General features: G+C 66.6%; 16 protein-coding genes. 7 read left to right on the plus strand and 9 right to left on the minus strand.

Annotation, left to right across the window (positions count from 1 at the left end):
* The first annotated feature begins 146 nt into the window (after window positions 1-146).
* Together MICSW_RS05850 and MICSW_RS05855 are read left to right on the plus strand one after the other, a co-directional pair.
* On the plus strand, window positions 147-989 hold the full coding sequence (locus tag MICSW_RS05850) for a phosphatase PAP2 family protein (protein ID WP_464497606.1): 843 nt from the start codon (window positions 147-149) through the stop codon (window positions 987-989).
* 126 nt (window positions 990-1,115) lie between these two features.
* Window positions 1,116-3,620, plus strand: coding sequence for a glycogen/starch/alpha-glucan phosphorylase (locus MICSW_RS05855; protein ID WP_347424556.1), 2,505 nt, complete (start codon window positions 1,116-1,118; stop codon window positions 3,618-3,620).
* Window positions 3,621-3,642: 22 nt separating this feature from the next.
* On the opposite strand, the gene MICSW_RS05860 is transcribed toward MICSW_RS05855, so the two are convergent.
* A complete protein-coding gene (locus tag MICSW_RS05860; RefSeq protein ID WP_292726518.1) occupies window positions 3,643-4,716 on the minus strand; it encodes a winged helix DNA-binding domain-containing protein in 1,074 nt (357 codons plus the stop codon).
* A 138-nt stretch (window positions 4,717-4,854) separates the two neighbouring features.
* Here MICSW_RS05860 and MICSW_RS05865 point away from each other — a divergent pair, with 138 nt between their 5' ends.
* From MICSW_RS05865 to MICSW_RS05875, 3 genes are read left to right on the plus strand one after another with little or no spacing between them, the layout of a single operon-like run.
* Window positions 4,855-6,231, plus strand: a complete 1,377-nt coding sequence (locus tag MICSW_RS05865; RefSeq protein WP_464497619.1) for an HNH endonuclease signature motif containing protein — start codon at window positions 4,855-4,857, stop codon at window positions 6,229-6,231.
* Between the two features lie 11 nt (window positions 6,232-6,242).
* Window positions 6,243-7,055: a TspO/MBR family protein gene (locus tag MICSW_RS05870; RefSeq protein ID WP_464497622.1), complete on the plus strand. Its 813-nt coding sequence runs from the start codon at window positions 6,243-6,245 to the stop codon at window positions 7,053-7,055.
* A 56-nt stretch (window positions 7,056-7,111) separates the two neighbouring features.
* On the plus strand, window positions 7,112-7,966 hold the full coding sequence (locus MICSW_RS05875; protein WP_228178528.1) for an N-acyl homoserine lactonase family protein: 855 nt from the start codon (window positions 7,112-7,114) through the stop codon (window positions 7,964-7,966).
* Between the two features lie 14 nt (window positions 7,967-7,980).
* Here MICSW_RS05875 and MICSW_RS05880 read toward each other — a convergent pair whose 3' ends face one another.
* Window positions 7,981-8,952: a DNA topoisomerase IB gene (locus tag MICSW_RS05880; RefSeq protein WP_228178529.1), complete on the minus strand. Its 972-nt coding sequence runs from the start codon at window positions 8,950-8,952 to the stop codon at window positions 7,981-7,983.
* A 167-nt stretch (window positions 8,953-9,119) separates the two neighbouring features.
* On the opposite strand from MICSW_RS05880, the gene MICSW_RS05885 reads away from it, so the two are divergent.
* Window positions 9,120-9,575 carry an SRPBCC family protein gene (locus MICSW_RS05885; RefSeq protein WP_228178530.1) on the plus strand — a complete coding sequence of 152 codons (456 nt, stop codon included), beginning with the start codon at window positions 9,120-9,122 and terminating at the stop codon, window positions 9,573-9,575.
* Between the two features lie 58 nt (window positions 9,576-9,633).
* Here MICSW_RS05885 and MICSW_RS05890 read toward each other — a convergent pair whose 3' ends face one another.
* From MICSW_RS05890 to MICSW_RS05915, 6 genes are all read right to left on the minus strand, one after another.
* On the minus strand, window positions 9,634-10,419 hold the full coding sequence (locus MICSW_RS05890) for an ABC transporter permease (protein ID WP_228178531.1): 786 nt from the start codon (window positions 10,417-10,419) through the stop codon (window positions 9,634-9,636).
* 14 nt (window positions 10,420-10,433) lie between these two features.
* A complete protein-coding gene (locus MICSW_RS05895) occupies window positions 10,434-11,345 on the minus strand; it encodes an ABC transporter permease (protein ID WP_228178532.1) in 912 nt (303 codons plus the stop codon).
* Window positions 11,346-11,347: 2 nt separating this feature from the next.
* Entirely contained in the window at window positions 11,348-12,493 is a 1,146-nt protein-coding gene (locus tag MICSW_RS05900; RefSeq protein WP_464497642.1) for an ABC transporter ATP-binding protein, read from the minus strand.
* 6 nt (window positions 12,494-12,499) lie between these two features.
* Entirely contained in the window at window positions 12,500-13,741 is a 1,242-nt protein-coding gene (locus MICSW_RS05905) for an ABC transporter substrate-binding protein (protein WP_464497646.1), read from the minus strand.
* A gap of 204 nt (window positions 13,742-13,945) precedes the next feature.
* Window positions 13,946-15,334 (minus strand): aspartate aminotransferase family protein, encoded by a 1,389-nt coding sequence (locus MICSW_RS05910; protein ID WP_464497651.1) that lies wholly within the window; start codon window positions 15,332-15,334, stop codon window positions 13,946-13,948.
* Between the two features lie 43 nt (window positions 15,335-15,377).
* Window positions 15,378-15,848, minus strand: a complete 471-nt coding sequence (locus tag MICSW_RS05915) for an Lrp/AsnC family transcriptional regulator (RefSeq protein WP_228178536.1) — start codon at window positions 15,846-15,848, stop codon at window positions 15,378-15,380.
* Between the two features lie 168 nt (window positions 15,849-16,016).
* Between MICSW_RS05915 and MICSW_RS05920 the strand changes: the two genes are divergently transcribed.
* Window positions 16,017-16,577 (plus strand): TetR/AcrR family transcriptional regulator, encoded by a 561-nt coding sequence (locus MICSW_RS05920; RefSeq protein ID WP_228178537.1) that lies wholly within the window; start codon window positions 16,017-16,019, stop codon window positions 16,575-16,577.
* Window position 16,578: 1 nt separating this feature from the next.
* On the opposite strand, the gene MICSW_RS05925 is transcribed toward MICSW_RS05920, so the two are convergent.
* The gene (locus MICSW_RS05925; RefSeq protein WP_443477538.1) at window positions 16,579-17,637 is read right to left on the minus strand and encodes an SDR family NAD(P)-dependent oxidoreductase; all 1,059 of its coding nucleotides are present in this window, start codon (window positions 17,635-17,637) and stop codon (window positions 16,579-16,581) included.
* Window positions 17,638-17,670 lie beyond the last annotated feature (33 nt).

Raw genomic sequence — 17,670 nt, forward strand, 5'->3', positions numbered from 1 at the left:
GTGCCGTCGCGCCGTCACCGAGACCGCTACTGTTACGACGAAACCAGCAACGGCAAAGGGGGCAGTAGGCCGTGAGCAGTGCGAAACAAACAGATCCGCGCGAGAACACATCCGCTTCAGCGCTATCGAGCGCCGCGAGGCGGTGGGTGATTCTCGCTGCCGCATGCGTTGTCGGCTTCATCGTCGTGTACGTGATCGCCGTGTTGACGGTGTGGGGGCAGGAGTGGGAGAACGCGGCTATCGCGGGCTCGGGCCAGGTTCTGCCCTGGGAAGCGACGGATGCCGACGACAATCTCGATCTGATCCAGACGTGGTCGCTCGCCATTGCCGTGCTCGTGGTCGGCATCATCGGATTCGCGCGGCGGCAGGTGCGCACGGCCCTGGCGGGGATGGCCGTGATCGTCGTCGGGGTGCTGCTGTCTGAGGCGCTCAAGCGCTTCATCCTGTGGCGGCCCGACCTCGCCCCGGCGGACCTTGGTGCGGGACACAACAGTTTCCCGAGTGGACACACCACGATCGCGATGACCCTGATCGTCGCGATGATCATCGTGGTTCCGTTCCGGTGGCGGGGCCTGGCGATGGGCATCGTCATGACCTGGGCCGGGTTGATCGGTGCGCTGACGGTCACCGTGCACTGGCACAGGCTCTCCGACACTCTGGCGGCAGACATGCTCGCGCTGTACCTCGGCAGCCTTGCCTCGCTCTGGCTCCTGAGGTCCGAGCGGGTGAAGCAGTACACGGGCGGCGGAGAGTTCCGTGGTCGGCGCGTCTACGTCATCGTCGCCGCCACTCTCGCGAGCATCGGTCTGATCGCGGGGTTGGTATTCGGCATCCTGGCCATCGCTTTCGGGCTGCAGAGCTCGACGGGGCAGTTCCACGCCTACGCGTCGGCGCAGCTGCTCGCTGCAACGGGCTCGGTCTTTGCCGCGCTGGGTTTCTGGGCAACCTGGCGGGGGCTGGACGTTCCGGACGCTGTGAAGCCGGCGTAGGGTCGCTTCCCGAACGTCCGGCCGCGCCTCGCCGGTTGCGGGCAGCTTCGTGACGAGTGTGTAAACCTCGCGTGGCGATTCGCGGCCGAGGATGAATCGCTCCGTGCGACTCGGTATCTTCGTGTCGTGCCCGACACACAGAACTCCGACGCGACCCTGCGTCCCACGCATCCCCTGGCCCTTGCTCCCGTCATCGCACCGCCTGCGTCGGTTGACGGTTTTGTCAAGCAGTTCCTCGCGAATCTGAACTTCGATCAGGGCGTCTCGCTGTCGGCATCCGACGCGAACGACCAGTACCTGGCACTTGCGGGGACGGTCCGCGACTACTTGATGGCGCGGTGGCTCGAGGACCAGACACGCCAGCGGGAACACCAGGCCAAGACGGTCTGCTACCTGTCGGCGGAGTACCTGCTGGGCAAGCAGCTCGACAACAATCTGCTCGCGGCGCGTCTGGGCGAGATCGCGACGGAGGCGCTCGAGCAGTGCGGCATCTCGATGGACGACATGCGCGAAGTCGAGGTCGAGCCGGGCCTCGGTAACGGTGGCCTGGGGCGACTGGCTGCCTGCTTCATCGATTCGCTCGCCACCATGAGTGTGCCGACGATCGGGTACGGCATCCGCTATGAGTACGGGATCTTCCGGCAGACCTTCGTCGACGATCAACAGGTCGAGCAACCGGATGCCTGGCTTCGCATGGGCTCGCCGTGGGAGTTCCCCCACCCCGAAGCCGCCCAGACGATCTCGTTCGGCGGTCGCACCGAGACCTATGACGACAACGGTGTGGAGCGTACGCGCTGGATTCCGGACTGGAACGTGCTCGCGGTGCCCTACAACATGATGGTTCCCGGGTATCACAACGGCCGGGTCAACACCCTGCGGTTGTGGCGCGCGGCGGCGACCAACGCCTTCGATCTGCGCATCTTCAACTCCGGCGACTATGAGGAGTCGGTGCGCGCCCAGACCTTCGCCGAGAACATTTCCAAGGTGCTCTACCCCGAGGACTCGACGCCCCAGGGCAAGGAGCTGCGCCTGCAGCAGCAGTACTTCTTCGTCGCGGCATCCATCAACGACTTCCTCGACCGCGTGCTCCCCGAGGGCTTCGACCTTGAGAAGCTTCCCGACCGCGTGATCTTCCAGCTCAACGACACGCATCCGGTCATCGGCGTGCCCGAGCTCATGCGCGTGCTGGTCGACGAGCGCGGCATGGAGTGGGGCGACGCATGGGCGATCACGCAGAAGTGCTTCGCGTACACCTGCCACACGCTGCTGCCCGAAGCGCTCGAAGTCTGGTCGGTGGACCTGCTCGGCCGGCTGCTGCCGCGCCACCTCGAGATCATCTACCGCATCAACGACGACTTCCTCGAGGAAGTGCGTGAACGCTTCGGCGACGACATGATGCGCATCCGCAACATGTCGATCATCGGGGAACACCCCTACCGGTCGGTGCGGATGGCCTACCTCGCGACGGTCGCGGGGGCGAAGGTCAACGGCGTCGCCGAACTCCACTCGCAGCTCCTGCGCGACAAGGTGCTGCACGAGTTCGCCGAGATGTACCCCGACAAGTTCACGAACGTGACCAACGGTGTCACGCCACGCCGCTTCATCCGTCTCGCGAACCCGTCGCTTGCGAGCCTCATCACTGAGGCGCTCGGCGCGGGCTGGACCGTCGACCTCGAGCGGCTCCGGGGGCTAGAGGCGCTCGCCGAAGACGCCGAATTCCGGGAGCGGTTCGCCGCCGTCAAGGCAGCCAACAAGCGGCACCTCAGCGATGTGCTGGAGCGCCGTGACGGTGTCACGATCGATGACACCCACCTGCTGGATGTCATGGTCAAGCGCCTCCACGAGTACAAGCGCCAGACCCTGAAGGTGCTGCACATTGTCACCGAGTACGAGCGCATCGTCTCGGGCAAGGTCGCCGCTGCCGACATCCAGCCCCGTACCTTCATCTTCGGGGCCAAGGCTGCTCCGGGGTACGCGATGGCCAAGCGCATCATCCACCTCATCAACTCGGTCGCGTCGGTCGTGAACAACGATCCGCGGGTCGAGGGGCGCCTGAAGGTCGTCTTCCCGCCGAACTACAACGTGACCCTCGCCGAGAGCATCATCCCGGCCGCCGACCTGTCGGAGCAGATCTCGCTCGCCGGCAAGGAAGCATCCGGTACGGGGAATATGAAGCTCGCCTTGAACGGTGCGCTGACGATCGGCACCGACGACGGCGCGAACGTCGAGATCCGCCAGCTTGTCGGCGACGACAACTTCTTCCTGTTCGGCATGACCGAGCCCGAGGTCGAGGCGCTGTGGGCGAAGGGTTACAAGCCGGCCGACTTCTACCAGGCCGACCCGCAGCTGCGCGCCGCCATGGACCTCATTGCCTCGGGCGCGTTCTCGGGCGGTGACCGCACGGTCTTCGAGCCGATCGTGTCGAATCTGCTCTACGACGACCGGTTCATGGTGCTCGCCGACTACGCCTCATACATCGAGGCGCAGGCGCAGGTTGACCTGGCATATGCGGACCAGGATGCCTGGACCCGATCGGCGATCCTCAACATCGCCCGCTGCGGGTTCTTCTCATCCGACCGCTCGATGCGCGACTACCTCGACCGCATCTGGCACGCCCGCCCGCTGCTCTGACGAGTTCGCGGCTACCGTCGCGTCAGTCGTGCGGCCAGGCAGCCAGCGCGTCATCGATGAGTCGTGCGGCCCGACCGGACACCGGCTCGAGGAGTTCGACCACCGGAGTCCGGCTCTTCGCACCTCGAGGCGCCGAGAAGCGCCAGGTACCGACCACAACGCCGTCGACGAGGACTGCCGGGCGGAAGACGCCGTTCTTGCCGGGAACGAGAGCGTCGAACATCGCGTCGGAGGCCACGAGCGACCGGTCGGCATAACCGAGGATCCACTCGTCGAACGCGGGAACGAGCGTCACCGTTTCAGCAGACCCTTGCCAGTTCGAGTCGGCTGACGCGGATGCCGCGGCATCCAGATATACGGGCTTCTCGCCGAGCTGTGCCAGCTCGATTCGGTCGACGGATGCGGCGGCAGCGCGCAGCCCCGTCTTGGGAAGCTTCGTCCACCAGGCCAGGTCGTCGAGGGTCACCGGCCCCCGCGCGGCGACATAGCCCGCGACGATACGGCTGAGTGCGGCATCCGTGTCGGTGTCACGCTGGGTCGCCGTGAGGGTGAGGTACTGCTCCGATCCGTCAGGAGCGAATGCGCCCCAGTGCGCCAGCCCGTTGATGCACAGGTGGACGAGCAGGTGGTACCCGCGCCCGCCGTCGGTCGAGATCCCGGCGTCCTCCCACGTGGCAAGGATGTCGGCGCGCCGCAGCGGAGCGGTCTCGAGCGCCGCAACCGCGACCTCATGCGAGCGGTCGATCGTGGCGTCATCCAGCCCGAGTTGCTCCCGGCGCCGCGTCATCGACTGCAGCATTCTCGTGCCGGTCAGGGCGAGGAGCGACGCCAAGTGCTCGGGCGTCGTCGCGAACAGTGTGCCGCGCATCGGCCAGGACCGCACCAACTCACCGCTGTCAAACGCGGCGCGGACATCGTCGACGGTCGTTCCCGGGGCCGACCGCAGAGCGATCGCGCGCAGGACTGCCGGAAGATCCTGGCCTTGGAGGGCGACCGCTCGATCCACCACTTCCCGCGGGGAGAGGGTCGAGCCGCCGAGCAGCTGGGCACGGTGGCGTAGCCCGCGCGCCTGGTCGGGGGAGAGGGACGCCGTCATGCCGATCACCGTAGTACGAGCCACCCCCACGCAGCCGGGACGGCGGGGCTCCCGGTGGACTGCTGCCGCTCGGAGTGCCGGGCTTTGTCTCGGGTGGCCCGGGGTTTGAATGTCGTACCCCCCTCGTAGTGTCGGGGTATGGATGAGGTTGGCATGGGCGAGGCGGGTCAGTGGCCTGCGGCTGCGGATGCTGACGTGTTCGTCTCTGAGGGTGATGTGCGGGAGTGGGATGGTGAGGTCGGGTGGGTTCCGCCGCGTCCGGACGCTGTCGCCCTGGTGTTGGAGGCTGCCGATTTGGAGGCGGTGTTCGCTGCGCAACGGTTCGCGCGGGTCGATGACCTGCGTCTGGAAGCCCTGGACGATGTGTCCCGGTATGGGGGTGGGTCCCGGGAGCTGGTGATGCGCTCCCTGCGGCTCGAGCTCGCGTCCGCGTTGCGGGTCACGGAGAACGCGGCGGGGATGATGCTCTCCCGCGCCGAATCACTCGTCCACTCCTACCCGACGGTGTTGGAGTCCCTCTCCCACGCAAACGTGACGGTCCGGCACGCGGAGATCCTGGTCGATGACCTCGATGTACTCGACCCCGATATCGCGGCGGGCCTGGTGGGTCGGGCGTTGGGGTTGGCGGAGTCTCTGCCGGTGGGGTCGTTCCGGCGGGCGTTGCGCCGGCTGATTGACCGGGAGACCGCGCCGAGCCTGACGGAGCGTCACGAAGCCGCGGTGCGGGGTCGTCGGATCCTGGTGGAGCCGGCGGGGGATTCGATGTCGTGGGTGCACGCTCTGGTCCCGTCGGTGGAAGCCCACGCGATCTACGGGCGGGTCACCCAGAAGGCTGTGGTGATCCGTGACCATGACCGCGGTGCGACCCGGGGAGGGGAGCGGGGGGATGGGTCGGAGCGGAGTCTGGATGAGATCCGCGCTGACGTGTTCTGCGACCTCCTCATCGACGGAACCGTTCCCCAGCACCCGAAGCAGGCTCGGGGCATCCAAGCAACCGTTGTCGTCACCGTCCCCGCCCTCGCGCTCCTCAGCGTCGACGGGGTGACCGACCCGGCGGAGGTGGAGGGGGTCGGTCCGATCCCGATCGAGACCGCCCGTGAACTCGCCGGTAACGCGTCAGGGTGGATGCGGGTACTGACCCACCCCGAAACCGGGGCCGTCATCAGTGTCGGACGCACAAAGTACCGGCCACCACCGGAGCTCGCGAAACTGGTGAAGTGGCGGGCTGACCGGTGCATGGGACCGGGATGCGGGAAACCGGCGTCGCAGTGCCAGATCGACCATTCGGTCGCGTGGGCAGACGGCGGGGAAACATCGGTGACGAACACGGCACCGTTCTGCCAGGGCCACCACACCGTGAAGCATCACGGCGGGTGGCAGATCACCCACCTGGGTGACGGGTCCCTGGAATGGGTATCCCCACACGGGCGCCGATACATCGTGAAGCCCGAGCGACACCTCCCCACCTTCTACCCAACGCAGCCTGAACCTGGCCCGCTGGCCGCAGGTGCGTAATACCGGGGGGCATGAGCGCGACGGAATCAGCACGCGGCAGCGACGTGACCCGCCAGATCCTGGTGATCGCGGCCTTCGTCTTCATGATCATCGGCGACGCCGTCGGCCTCGGAGCCTTCGGCGGCACGCCGATTCAGGATGCGCAGGGCGGGTCCTTCTCGCCGGACACGTCCTACCTCACGCCGGCTACCGAGGCCTTCGCCATCTGGACGCCGATTTATCTCGGCCTCGCGATCTACGTCGTCTGGCAGGCGCTCCCGTCGCAGCGCGCCCGTGATCGTCAGCGCAGCCTTGGCTGGCTCATCGCCCTCACGATGGTGCTCAACGGGCTCTGGCTCGTCACCGTGCAGTTCCTCTCGGTCTGGGCGACCGTGGTCTGCATCATCCTGCTCCTCGCAGCGCTCGTCATCACCTACCTTCGAGCGGTCCGCACCCGGGAGCCGGCCGATGGCTGGCTCGACGGCATCCTGATCGACGTCGTCACCGGCTTGCACCTCGGCTGGGTGGCCCTTGCCACCGTCGCGAACATCGCCGCGGCGCTCACGGCGACCGTCCCCGCCGACTGGGAGAGCGCGGCATCCGTCGTCGGAGTCATCGTGCTCATTGTCGTTGCCGCTGTCGCGCTCGGCATATCGGCGTCGGGCGGGTGGCGTATCGCTCCCGTCCTGTCGATCGCGTGGGGGCTCGGATGGCTCGCCGTCGCCCGTCTGCTCGGTGACCTCGTCGACGTCCCGATCGGGATCACGGCGATCATCGTCGCGGTGATCGTGATCATCGTCCCGGTTGTCGGCAGGCTCATGCGTGAGCGCACACTCGCCGACTGACACGCCGGAACCTCGTCGCCCCGTGCGCGAAACAGCGACCTGGCACACTGAACCACATGACTAGCGGCGTCGGGCGTGTATCGGTTCTGAGCATCGGCGAGGTGCGGCTGCGGCGGCACAACATCGTCGGCAATGGCACCCCCATGCTGTGGTGGACCTTCACGTCGCGGCGATGGACGGATCCGTTGCCGGTCAATGTCGTTCTCGTTGAACACGAACAGGGCTGGGTTCTCTGGGACACCGGGCAAGCGCCAGCGTCAGCCGACACGCCGCGCGAGTACTTTCCGGGCGGTTTCGTCGGCGCGGTCTACGCGCGGCAGGTTGATTCGACCCTGACACCCGGCCAGGGACTGGGTGAGCAGCTCGAGCTCGCCGGCGTGCCGATCGAGCGACTTACCCTCGCCGCAGTGTCCCACTTGCACTATGACCACGCAGGAAACGTCGGTGAGCTCGCCGCGGCCGGCATCCCGGTGCTCGTCAGCGAACAGGAGCATGCCGTGCTCACCGGCAAGTCCCCACACATGCACGGCGTCTTGGCCGAGCACTTGCTCGATGCGGCTGTTCAGTGGCGGCCCGTCACGTTCGCGCCGTCCGAGGATGCAGCGCTCGTCGACTTCGCCGGCGCGTACGACATCTTCGGCGACGGCGCACTGACGCTCCTGCCGACCCCGGGTCACACCGCCGGGTCGATGAGCCTGCTCGTCCGCCGCAGCAACGGACGAAACCCGCTCCTGCTCGTGGGCGATGCAACCTACGATCCGAGCCTCATCGAGAAGGCGGTCGTTCCGGACGTGGGCGACAGAAAGCAGCAACGCGAGACACTGCGGCAGTTCGCAGCTTTGCGCGAGCGGCTACCGGGCCTTCAGGTGATCGCCGGTCACGATCCCCGGGCGGCCGAACTCGTCGCCTGACAGCACGCGCACCGTCACCGAAGCATCGCGCGCAGCTCCGACTCCACGGATGCCGGACGCGACGGGTCGATCGTCGTGCCGTGCTCGTAGGCCTCCACGATCCGCGGATCCACGTAGCTGCTGCGAGCGATCGCCGGGGTGTTGCCGAGGACGAACGCGGCGTCTCGCATCGCCGCGGCGACCATGCGCGCCCGCCGCGACGGCGACTCCACCGGTCCCGCTTTCGCAAGGCTCAGCGCCGCAGCCGCGGTGCCGTGCAGGGTCCGGAAGTCCTTGGCGGTGAAGTCGCCGCCCGTGCGTCGGCGGATGTCGGCATTGATTTCCTCGGGGTGCAGCGGGTGCACCTCGCCGTCGCCGTCGCGCCAGGCCAGCAATCGTGCCCGCCCGCCGCGGCGTTTCAGGGCTCGCACCACCGCAGCGAGGTCGGGGTCGGTCAGCTCCGATTCCCATGGCTGACCGCTCTTGCCCGGAAACCGCAGCTCGACGCGCTCACCGTCGTGCACGCTCGCGTGGGCGCACAGCAGCGTGCACAGGCCATAGCTGCCGTGCACGTCCGCGTAGCGTTCTGACCCGACCCGCAGGCTCCCGGTGTCGAGCATCCGGAACGCCGTCGCCAGGACGCGGGAGCGCCCGAGCCCGTCGGATCGCAGATCGAGCGTCACCGTGCGCCGGGCCCCCGGTAGCGTCTCGGCGAGGTCCAGCATCCGTTCGAACTTGACTCGATCCTGACGCTCGCGCCACACCTGGTGATACAGATACTGGCGCCTGCCGGCGTCGTCGACGCCTGTTGCCTGGATGTGCCCGTGGGGATGCGGTGAGATCCAAACGTCGTTCCACGCGGGTGGAATCGCGAGGTCCGAGATCCGCTCGCGGGTGGCCTCGTCGGTGATCGCCGCACCCGATTCGTCGAGGTAGGCGAACCCCCGTCCGCGACGCACGCGCCGCAACCCGGGTTCTGTGGTGCGACTGCGACGGAGGCGGGGCATGCGTTCACGCTACGCCGCCGCGATGGGGGCGAGGGCGGTTCGGTGATTCTGACCGCGGCGCGGATGCTGTCAACCCCCTCAGCGACTCGTGTCGGCATCCGTATCGTCGCCGTCGACCGATCGCCGATCCGGCGACCGGCAGCACGGTGACCATGAAGGAGACCGTCATGACAAGCACGATGACCGCAGACATCGAGGTGGACGCACCGATCCGCGCCGTCTACGACCAGTGGACGCAGTTCGAGGAGTTCCCCGAGTTCATGGGATCAGTGAACTCCATCACCCAGACCACCGACGACCTCACACACTGGTCGGTCAGCATCGGCGGTGTCGAGCGCGAGTTCGACGCCGAGATCGTCGACCAGGTTCCCGACGACCACATCGAGTGGGCGAGCACGGGGGAGCGGGTTCACACCGGACGCGTCGCGTTCACACCTGTGAGCGATGACCGCACCCGCGTTGAATTGCGCATGGAGTGGGAGCCCGAGACCTTCATCGAGAAGGCGGGCGCCGGACTCAACCTCGATGAGGCAGCAGCACGCATGGACCTGGAGCGCTTCAAGTCGTTCATCGAAGACCGCGGCCGCGAGACCGGCGGCTGGCGCGGCGAAGTCCACAACTGACGACACCACCGAAGCTCCCCGCACGCCCAGTAGGGTGCGGGGAGCTTCGGTGTTTCACTCAGCGACCCCGACGAACCGCCGCACGGCGCGCGTTCACGATCCCGTACGCCAGCGTGCCGATGATCGCGAGCAGGAACACCGCTGACGCGATCACGTTGGCCTGCGGCGGGATGCCGCGCTGAGCCGCAACGTAGATGTAGACCGGGAAGGTCTGCACCGAGCCGGACGTGAAGTACGTGATGATGAAGTCGTCGAAGCTGAGGCTGAACGACAGCAGCGCCGCCGCGATGATGCCCGGCAGCAGCAGCGGGAACGTGATGCGCCAGAACACCTGGCGCGGCGAGCCGTAGAGGTCTCGTCCGGCCTCTTCGATCGAGGGGTCGAGCGAGAGGGCTCGGGCCCGCACCGTCACCACGACGAAGCTCAGGCAGAACATCGTGTGGGCCAGGATGATCGTGCCGAGGCCTTTCGCGACGCCCATCGTCAGGAACTGGGCGGCAAGACCGGCGCCGATGACGACCTCGGGGGTTGCCATGGGCAGGAACAGCAGCAGGCTGATCGAGCCGCGGGCCTTGAACTGGTAGCGCACCAGTGCCAGGGCGATCATCGTGCCGAGGGTCGTGGCGATGATCGTGGCGACAAAGCCGACGAGGATGCTGTTGCCGAACGCCACACACACTTCGGGCTGTTCGCAAACGGTGAGCCAGTTCTCGATCGTGAACCCGTTCCAGGTGATGTTGGTGCGGGTCGTCTCGTTGAACGAGAACAGGAACGTGTAAGCGATCGGGATGAGCAGCACCACGAACGCGGCGATGACGTAGATGCCGAGGATTCGGGACCGCACGGTCCATTGCGTTTTCACAGGAGGTCATCCGTTCCCGTGCGCCGCACGTAGCTGCCGACGATGATGAGGATGACGGCCATCAGCAGGATGCTGAGGGCTGCCGCCTGTGGGTAATTCACTGTGATGAGGAACTTCGACTGGATGACGTTTCCGATCATCGTCGTCGACGGGCTTCCGAGGAACGCCTGGCTGGCGTTCACATAGTCACCGGATGCCGGGATGAAAGTGAGCAGCGTCCCCGACACGACGCCCGGGAGGGAGAGCGGGAACGTGACCCGCCAGAACGTCTGCCCCGGCGTGGCGTACAGGTCGGAGCTCGCCTCGAGCAGGCGCGTATCGAGCCGGTCAAGCGAAGCGAACAGCGGCAGCGTCATGAACGGGATGAAGTTGTAGGTCAGACCGAAGACGACGGCGAATCCCGTGCCCGTGATGTGATCTTGCGGACCGAAGAGCCCGATCGTCTGCAGGAACCCGACGACGGGTCCCTCGTCGGCGAACAGCGCCTTCCACGCCAAGGTCCGCAGCAGGAACGAGATGAAGAACGGCGCGATCACCAGCACCAGCAGCAGGTTCCGGATGAGCGGCCTGTCGCGCAGGACCACACCGATGAAGTACGCGATCGGATAGCTGATCAGCAGCGCGAAGAGGGTGGCCAGCAGCGCGTACCAGAACGAGCGGAGGAACTGGGGCCAGTACTCCGCGATCACGTCGACGTAGTTCTGCCAGTTGAAGGCGTAGTAGAACGCGCCGTACTGCGACGTGTCGTTCACGCCGAACGAGGTCATCAGCAGCGACACGAACGGGACGACGAAAAACAGCGCGAGGTAGGCGAGCCCCGGCAGCAGCAGCGCGAACGCCACCCAGCTGGCGCGACGCTGCGGCGACGCCTTCTTCGTATCGGCGACAGCCAGCGCCGACATCGCCATGGCTAGGAGTCCTCGCTGTCGGCGATGGCCTCGGCTGCCCCAGCTTGGGCGTCGGCATCCAGCCCGAACGTGTGCTCGGGTCGCCACCGCACCCAGACTTCGCTTCCCACCGAGAAGACCGAGCCGAACACCATGTTCTGCTCGAACACCCCGACGGGTCCGATTCCCGGCATCTCGACGGTGTACTGCGTGCTCACACCGGTGAACGAGAGGTCGGTGATACGTCCCGGGCCAAGGACGTTGTCGTCAGTGGTCGGCGCCTCGGCGGCAAGCATCAGTTTCTCGGGCCGCACACCCACCGTGATCGGGCCGGATGACGCGACGGCGCGCTCGATCGGCATTCGGAGCGTGCCCCCAGCCGTGGTGCGCGCGACGAGGGTGCCACCTGCCGCTGATTCGACGGTCGCGGGGATCAGGTTCGACTGCCCGAGGAAGCTCGCGACGAACCCCGTGCGGGGGAGTTCGTACAGTTCCTGCGGCGGACCCATCTGCTCGATGCGACCGTGGTTCATGACGGCCACGGTGTCGGCCATTGTCATGGCCTCTTCCTGGTCGTGGGTCACGTGCAAGAACGTGATCCCAACCTCGTCCTGAATCGTCTTCAGTTCGGACTGCATCTGGCGACGCAGCTTCAGGTCGAGGGCGCCAAGGGGCTCATCCAACAGCAGCAGTGCCGGCCGGTTGACGACCGCCCGCGCCAGCGCGACACGCTGCTGCTGACCACCCGACAGCTGCGAGGGCTTGCGCCCCGCGACGTGGTCGAGCTCGACGAGCTTGAGGGCGTCCAGAGCGCGGCTTGCGGCATCCGTCACCTTGCGCCGACGCAGCCCGAACTCGACGTTCTCTTGCACCGTCATGTGGGGGAAGAGCGCGTAGCTCTGAAAGACCGTGTTCACCGGCCGCTTGTGCGGCGGCACGGATGTCACGTCTTTACCGCCGATCGAGATCGAACCTGCGGTGGGTCGCTCGAGGCCCGCGACGATGCGCAGAGTCGTAGTCTTGCCACACCCCGACGGGCCGAGGAGGGCGAAGAACGAACCCGCTGGAATCACCAGATCCAGATCGTGCAGAGCGGTGAAGCCCGGAAAGGTCTTGCGGATGCCGCGAAGCTCGAGGTCAGCGCCGGCCTCGGGTGTCGATGTGCTCATGCCCGGTCAGGCGCCGAGTCCGACGGCTTCGAACTCGGCGTTGTACTTCTCCTGCTCCTGGTTGCTGAGCGCCCGGAAGATGTACGCGTTCGCGAGCGTCGCCTCGTCGGGGAAGATGAGCTGGTTATCGACCATCTCGGGGTCGATGTCGGCCATCGCTTCCTGTGCTCCGACCACGGGGGTGATGTAGTTCACCCAGGCGGCGACCTCGGCGGCGACCTCGGGCTGGTAGTAGTAGTCGATCAACGTCTCGACGTTGGTCTTCTGCTGCGAACCGATCGGGATCATGAAGTTGTCGCTCCAGAGCGTCCCGCCCGAGTCGGGGAGGGCGAACCCGAACTTGTCGTAGCCGACCTCCGCGTTGATCGCGGTGATGTCGCCCGACCACACGATCGCGGCGAGTGTGTCTTCGTTGATGAGGTCGTCGGCGTAGGAGTTGCCCTTGATGTTGCGGATCTGGCCGTCCGAGACCTGCTGCGCGAAAACGTCGATCGCGTTCTGGAACTCGGTGTCGCCCCACGAGTCCGACGAGATGTCGACGCCCTGGCTGAGCATGATGAGGCCGATGGTGTCGCGCATCTCGCTGAGCACGCCGACGCGACCCTTCAGGTCGGGGTTCCACAGGTCTTCGACGGATGCCAGGCCGTTGGGGAGCTTCTCGGTGTTCCATGCGAGACCCGCAAAGCCTGACTGCCAGGGCACCGAGTTGGCGCGGCCGGGGTCGAAGCTCGGGTTCATCAGGCTCGGGTTGAGGTTCGCGTAGACGTTGGGCATCTTCGCCTTGTCGAAAGCCTGCGTGTAGCCGGACGCGATCCAGATGTTCGCCATCCAGTCGGTGAGGCAGACCGCGTCGGCGCCGATGCCCTGGCCGAGCGCCAGCTGGTCGCGGACCTTCGCGAAGTAGGTGTTGTTGTCGTCGATCGCGACGTCGTAGTTCACCGTGAGGCCGGTTTGCTCTTCGAAGGCCTGCAGCGTCGGGTGGTTGCCGTCGTCATCCTCGTCGAGGTAGAACGACCAGTTCGCCCAGGTGAGGGTCTTCACGCTCGACGAGAGGTCCTCGGGGGCGGTCAGCGCTGAGCCGCCCGTGGAGTCCGAACCGCCGACGCGGCCGGTGCAGGCTGCGAGGAATCCCATGAGCGAGAGGGCACCGGCGCCGGCGAGCACGCCGCGACGGGAGATCTGCGCTGCGCGGGCCTGCGAAATCAGCGCTCGGATCATCGGATCGGAGGGGAGTGGACGGTCGGGCATAGTCGGTCACCTCAATCAGCTGAATGCGTGCTGTGCACGGATTGTCAGTGATCGTGTCACGACATCACCCGAGGCGGCAAGCGCAATCCGCAGTCCGAAACAAACTTGATACAGGAATCTGTCGTTTCAAGTAACGTGCGCGACGGTTTCACGTGCGAGAGCTGCGGATTCCGACGTGGCCGGAATCCGCAGCTTTCGAATCCGCTACAGCAGGCTTGCGGCGCGCGTGAGAACGTCGCGCAGGATCTGCTCGAGCTCGTCGAACGCTGAAGGTCCGATCGTGAGCGGCGGCGCGAGCTGGATGACGGGGTCGCCGCGGTCATCGGCGCGGCAGTACAGGCCAGCGTCATAGAGTGCGCCCGAGAGGAATCCGCGCAGGAGCCGCTCGGACTCGTCGTCGTTGAACGTCTCGCGCGTCGCCTTGTCTTTCACGAGCTCGATGCCGAAGAAGTAGCCATCACCGCGCACGTCCCCGACGATCGGCAGGTCCAGCAGTTTCTCCAGCGACGCCCGGAACAGGGGTGAGTTCTCGCGGACGCGCTCGTTCAGGCCCTCCTCGTCGAAGATCGCGAGGTTCTCCAGCGCGACAGCTGCCGAGACCGGATGCCCGCCGAAGGTGTAACCGTGCAGGAACGAGGTGTGGCCGTGGCGGAACGGCTCGTAGATCCGGTCCGAGATCACGGTTGCGCCCAGCGGCGAGTAGCCGCTGGTGAGGCCCTTGGCCGAGGTGATGATGTCGGGCACGTAGTCGTACGCATTGCAGGCGAAGGTGTGGCCGATGCGGCCGTACGCGCAGATGACCTCATCCGAGACCAGCAGCACGTCGTGGCGGTCGCAGATCTCGCGGACGCGCTGGAAGTAGCCGGGGGGAGGGGGGAAGCATCCGCCCGAGTTCTGCACCGGCTCGAGGAAGACCGCGGCAACCGTCTCGGGGCCTTCGAACAGGATCATCTCTTCGATGCGGTCAGCAGCCCAACGCCCGAAAGCCTCGAGGCGGTCGCCCTCGCCGTCCCAGACGAAGCCTGCCTCTTCGGCGCGGTAGGCGTTGGTGTTCGGCACCCGGAAAGCGCCGGGGACGAGGGGCTCGAACGGAGCCTTCATGACCGGGATGCCGGTGATCGCCAGGGCCCCCTGCGGGGTGCCGTGGTAGGCGATCGAGCGCGAGATGACCTTGTGCTTGAGGGGCTGGCCCTGCAGCTTCCAGAACTGCTTAGCCAGCTTGAAGGCTGTCTCGACGGCCTCGCCGCCGCCGGTCGTGAAGAACACGCGGTTCAGGTCGCCGGGTGCCTCGTCGGCCAGGCGGTCGGCCAGCTCGATCGCCGACGGGTGCGCGTACGACCACAGCGGGAAGAACGCGAGCTCTTCGGCCTGCTTCGCAGCAGCCTGAGCGAGCCGCTTGCGGCCGTGGCCCGCGTTGACGACGAACAGGCCGGAGAGGCCGTCGAAGTAGCGCTTGCCGCGGTCATCCCAGATGTGGTGGCCTTCGCCGCGCACGATGACGGGCACCCCGGAGCTGTCGAGCACCGACTGGCGGGTGAAGTGCATCCACAGGTGGTCTTGGGCCTTCTTCTGCAGATCGGCGGGGGAGTTCATGACGGGTCCTTTCGGGGCGCGGTAGCGGCGGCGCGGGGTGCGATCACTGCGTGCCCCAGTCGTAGAGCTGTTTCACGAGGCGGAGGTAGACAAAAGACTCGGTGGCGACGACGCCGTCGATGGCGCGGACGCGCTTGTTGAGCAGATCGATGAGTTCGTCATCCGAGGCACAGACGACCTCGGCGAGCACGTCGAAGCTGCCGGCGGTGAGCACGACGTAGGTGACCTCCGGCAGGGCCGAGACCTCGGCGGCGATGCGCGTCGAGTCACCCGAAGTGCGGATGCCGACCATTGCCTGTCGCGCGAAGCCGAGCTGCAGGGGGTCGGTGACCGCGACGATCTGCATGACTCCCGCGTCGACGAGGCGCTGTACGCGGTTGCGCACCGCGGTCTCGGAGAGTCCCACGGCCTTGCCGATGTCGGCGTACGAGCGCCGGCCGTCGGCTTGCAGGTGCTCGATGATGGCGCGCGAGATGTCGTCGAGCTGCTGAACCCGGGGAGTGCGATCTGCCACGCGACGATCATCGCAGAGGAATTGTCAGAAGACAACCGAAAGCGTCGATCATTGCGGCGATATATGCGGAATCCGCAGATGCGACGCGTCTTCGCGGAGGAAATCAGAACCGTGTGGTTCGCAGGTGGGCCTCCTCCTGGCGAGAGGGCGACGTGCGACCATGGGGGGATGAGCCTGCCCGAACACGCGCCAGCCTCCAAGCGGGCGATCTGGGAGGCTGCGCAGCGTCTATTCGCCGAGAACGGCTACGCGCGGACCTCGGTGCGCGAGATCGCAAGCGAGGCATCCGTTGACCCGGCACTGGTCATCCGCCACTTCGGCTCGAAAGAACAGCTCTTCATGGAGACCATGGAGGTGCAGGTCGCGGCTACTGCCTTCGAGGGTCCGCTCGAGACCCTCGGTGAGCGGTTCATCGCTTTCATCCTCGATGACGACGCTGACATTCGCGGCATTTATCTGGCGCTCCTGCGAGCCAGCGATTCCGGCGGCATCTGGACCCACCTGCGAGCCGCGCACGAGGAGGGATTCGTGCGGCCGTTCCGCGCACGGATCGCAGCGTCGCCTGCTCATGCGGCGGATGCCGACACGCGTGCGCGGATGGCTGCCGCCGTGGTCGGCGGCCTGCTCTACAGCCTGTGGGTGGTGCGCGATGAGGGTCTCGCGCATCTGGAGCGCGAGACCCTCATCGGCCGCTACGGAGCGCTGCTACAGGCAGCGATCACCGGCTGAGCTAGATCGCCGACCAGCCGCCGTCAGACGGCAGGATGACTCCCGAGACGTTTGTCGCGTCATCGCTCAGTAGCCACGTGATGGATGCCGCGAGCTGAGCGGGCTCGGCGATCGGCGGCAGGATCGTCATCGCGAGCCCGACGCGCTCCTGGCCGAGTTCGGAGGCGAACGACGCCTCGATTCCGGTAGCGACCGGCCCCGGAGCGACCGCGTTCACGCGAATATTCTTTGCCGCGTACATGAACGACGTGCTTTTGGTGAGGCCTACGACGGCGTGCTTCGAGGTCGTGTAGGCAAGGCCCGCAGCTGAGCCGCGAAGCCCCGCCTCGGACGCCACGTTCACGATCGATCCGCCGCCGGCCTCGAGCATGAGGGGGAGGACCGCGCGAGTGAGTCGGAAGGTCCCCTCGACGTTGACAGCCATGACGCGCGACCAGACGGCGTCGCTCACTTCGTGCAGCGGCGTCATGTCATCCATGATTCCCGCGACGTTCGCAAGCCCGTCGACGCGTCCGTCGGCTGCCGCGACGATCTTCGCGATCGAGTCCTCCGAGGTGATGTCGCCGGCAACCGCGACAGCGCCGGGCATCTCGGGGACCGCCGCATCGAGGCGCTCCTGCGAAATGTCGACAGCGACGACCTTCCCGCCTTCGGCTGCAACACGGGCAGCCACCGCGCGTCCGATTCCCGAACCGGCGCCGGTCACGATGACCGTCTTGCCATCGAATCGGCCGGGCGTGATGCGCTCGACCCACGGGGCCGCCATCGGGGGAGCGGGAGGCTCGTCCTCGTCATCCTCGCCATCGTCGTCAGCTGCAGGCGCAGCGGCCAATGCGCTCGGGTCGTTGGCGCGACGAACCATATCGTCGATCAGCTCTTGCGACATCTGCCCGCCGCTCATGGCGGCGACTCGCTCGAGCGAGAAGAGCTTGACGGGGGCCAGGGCCGACTCTTTCTGGCCGCCCTGGGCGAGCAGGTCGCGCAGGATCGGGCCGCCGACCGGATGCTTCAACCACGCGCCGATCGATGATTTTGCGGTGAGTGCCTTGTCTTTGGCCATGTCTCCTCCTTGAGTCAGTCGCGGTTTCGGGAC

The organism is Microbacterium sp. SW12, assembly GCF_055391095.1.

Excerpts from the sequence above, each read along its gene's own strand:
- MICSW_RS05905 (WP_464497646.1), bottom strand. The coding sequence starts at position 13,741 with ATGCCCGACCGTCCACTCCCCTCCGATCCGATGATCCGAGCGCTGATT.
- MICSW_RS05920 (WP_228178537.1), top strand. The coding sequence starts at position 16,017 with ATGAGCCTGCCCGAACACGCGCCAGCCTCCAAGCGGGCGATCTGGGAG.
- MICSW_RS05865 (WP_464497619.1), top strand. The coding sequence starts at position 4,855 with ATGGATGAGGTTGGCATGGGCGAGGCGGGTCAGTGGCCTGCGGCTGCG.
- MICSW_RS05875 (WP_228178528.1), top strand. The coding sequence starts at position 7,112 with ATGACTAGCGGCGTCGGGCGTGTATCGGTTCTGAGCATCGGCGAGGTG.
- MICSW_RS05925 (WP_443477538.1), bottom strand. The coding sequence starts at position 17,637 with ATGGCCAAAGACAAGGCACTCACCGCAAAATCATCGATCGGCGCGTGG.
- MICSW_RS05860 (WP_292726518.1), bottom strand. The coding sequence starts at position 4,716 with ATGACGGCGTCCCTCTCCCCCGACCAGGCGCGCGGGCTACGCCACCGT.
- MICSW_RS05880 (WP_228178529.1), bottom strand. The coding sequence starts at position 8,952 with ATGCCCCGCCTCCGTCGCAGTCGCACCACAGAACCCGGGTTGCGGCGC.
- MICSW_RS05910 (WP_464497651.1), bottom strand. The coding sequence starts at position 15,334 with ATGAACTCCCCCGCCGATCTGCAGAAGAAGGCCCAAGACCACCTGTGG.
- MICSW_RS05900 (WP_464497642.1), bottom strand. The coding sequence starts at position 12,493 with ATGAGCACATCGACACCCGAGGCCGGCGCTGACCTCGAGCTTCGCGGC.
- MICSW_RS05870 (WP_464497622.1), top strand. The coding sequence starts at position 6,243 with ATGAGCGCGACGGAATCAGCACGCGGCAGCGACGTGACCCGCCAGATC.
- MICSW_RS05895 (WP_228178532.1), bottom strand. The coding sequence starts at position 11,345 with ATGGCGATGTCGGCGCTGGCTGTCGCCGATACGAAGAAGGCGTCGCCG.
- MICSW_RS05885 (WP_228178530.1), top strand. The coding sequence starts at position 9,120 with ATGACAAGCACGATGACCGCAGACATCGAGGTGGACGCACCGATCCGC.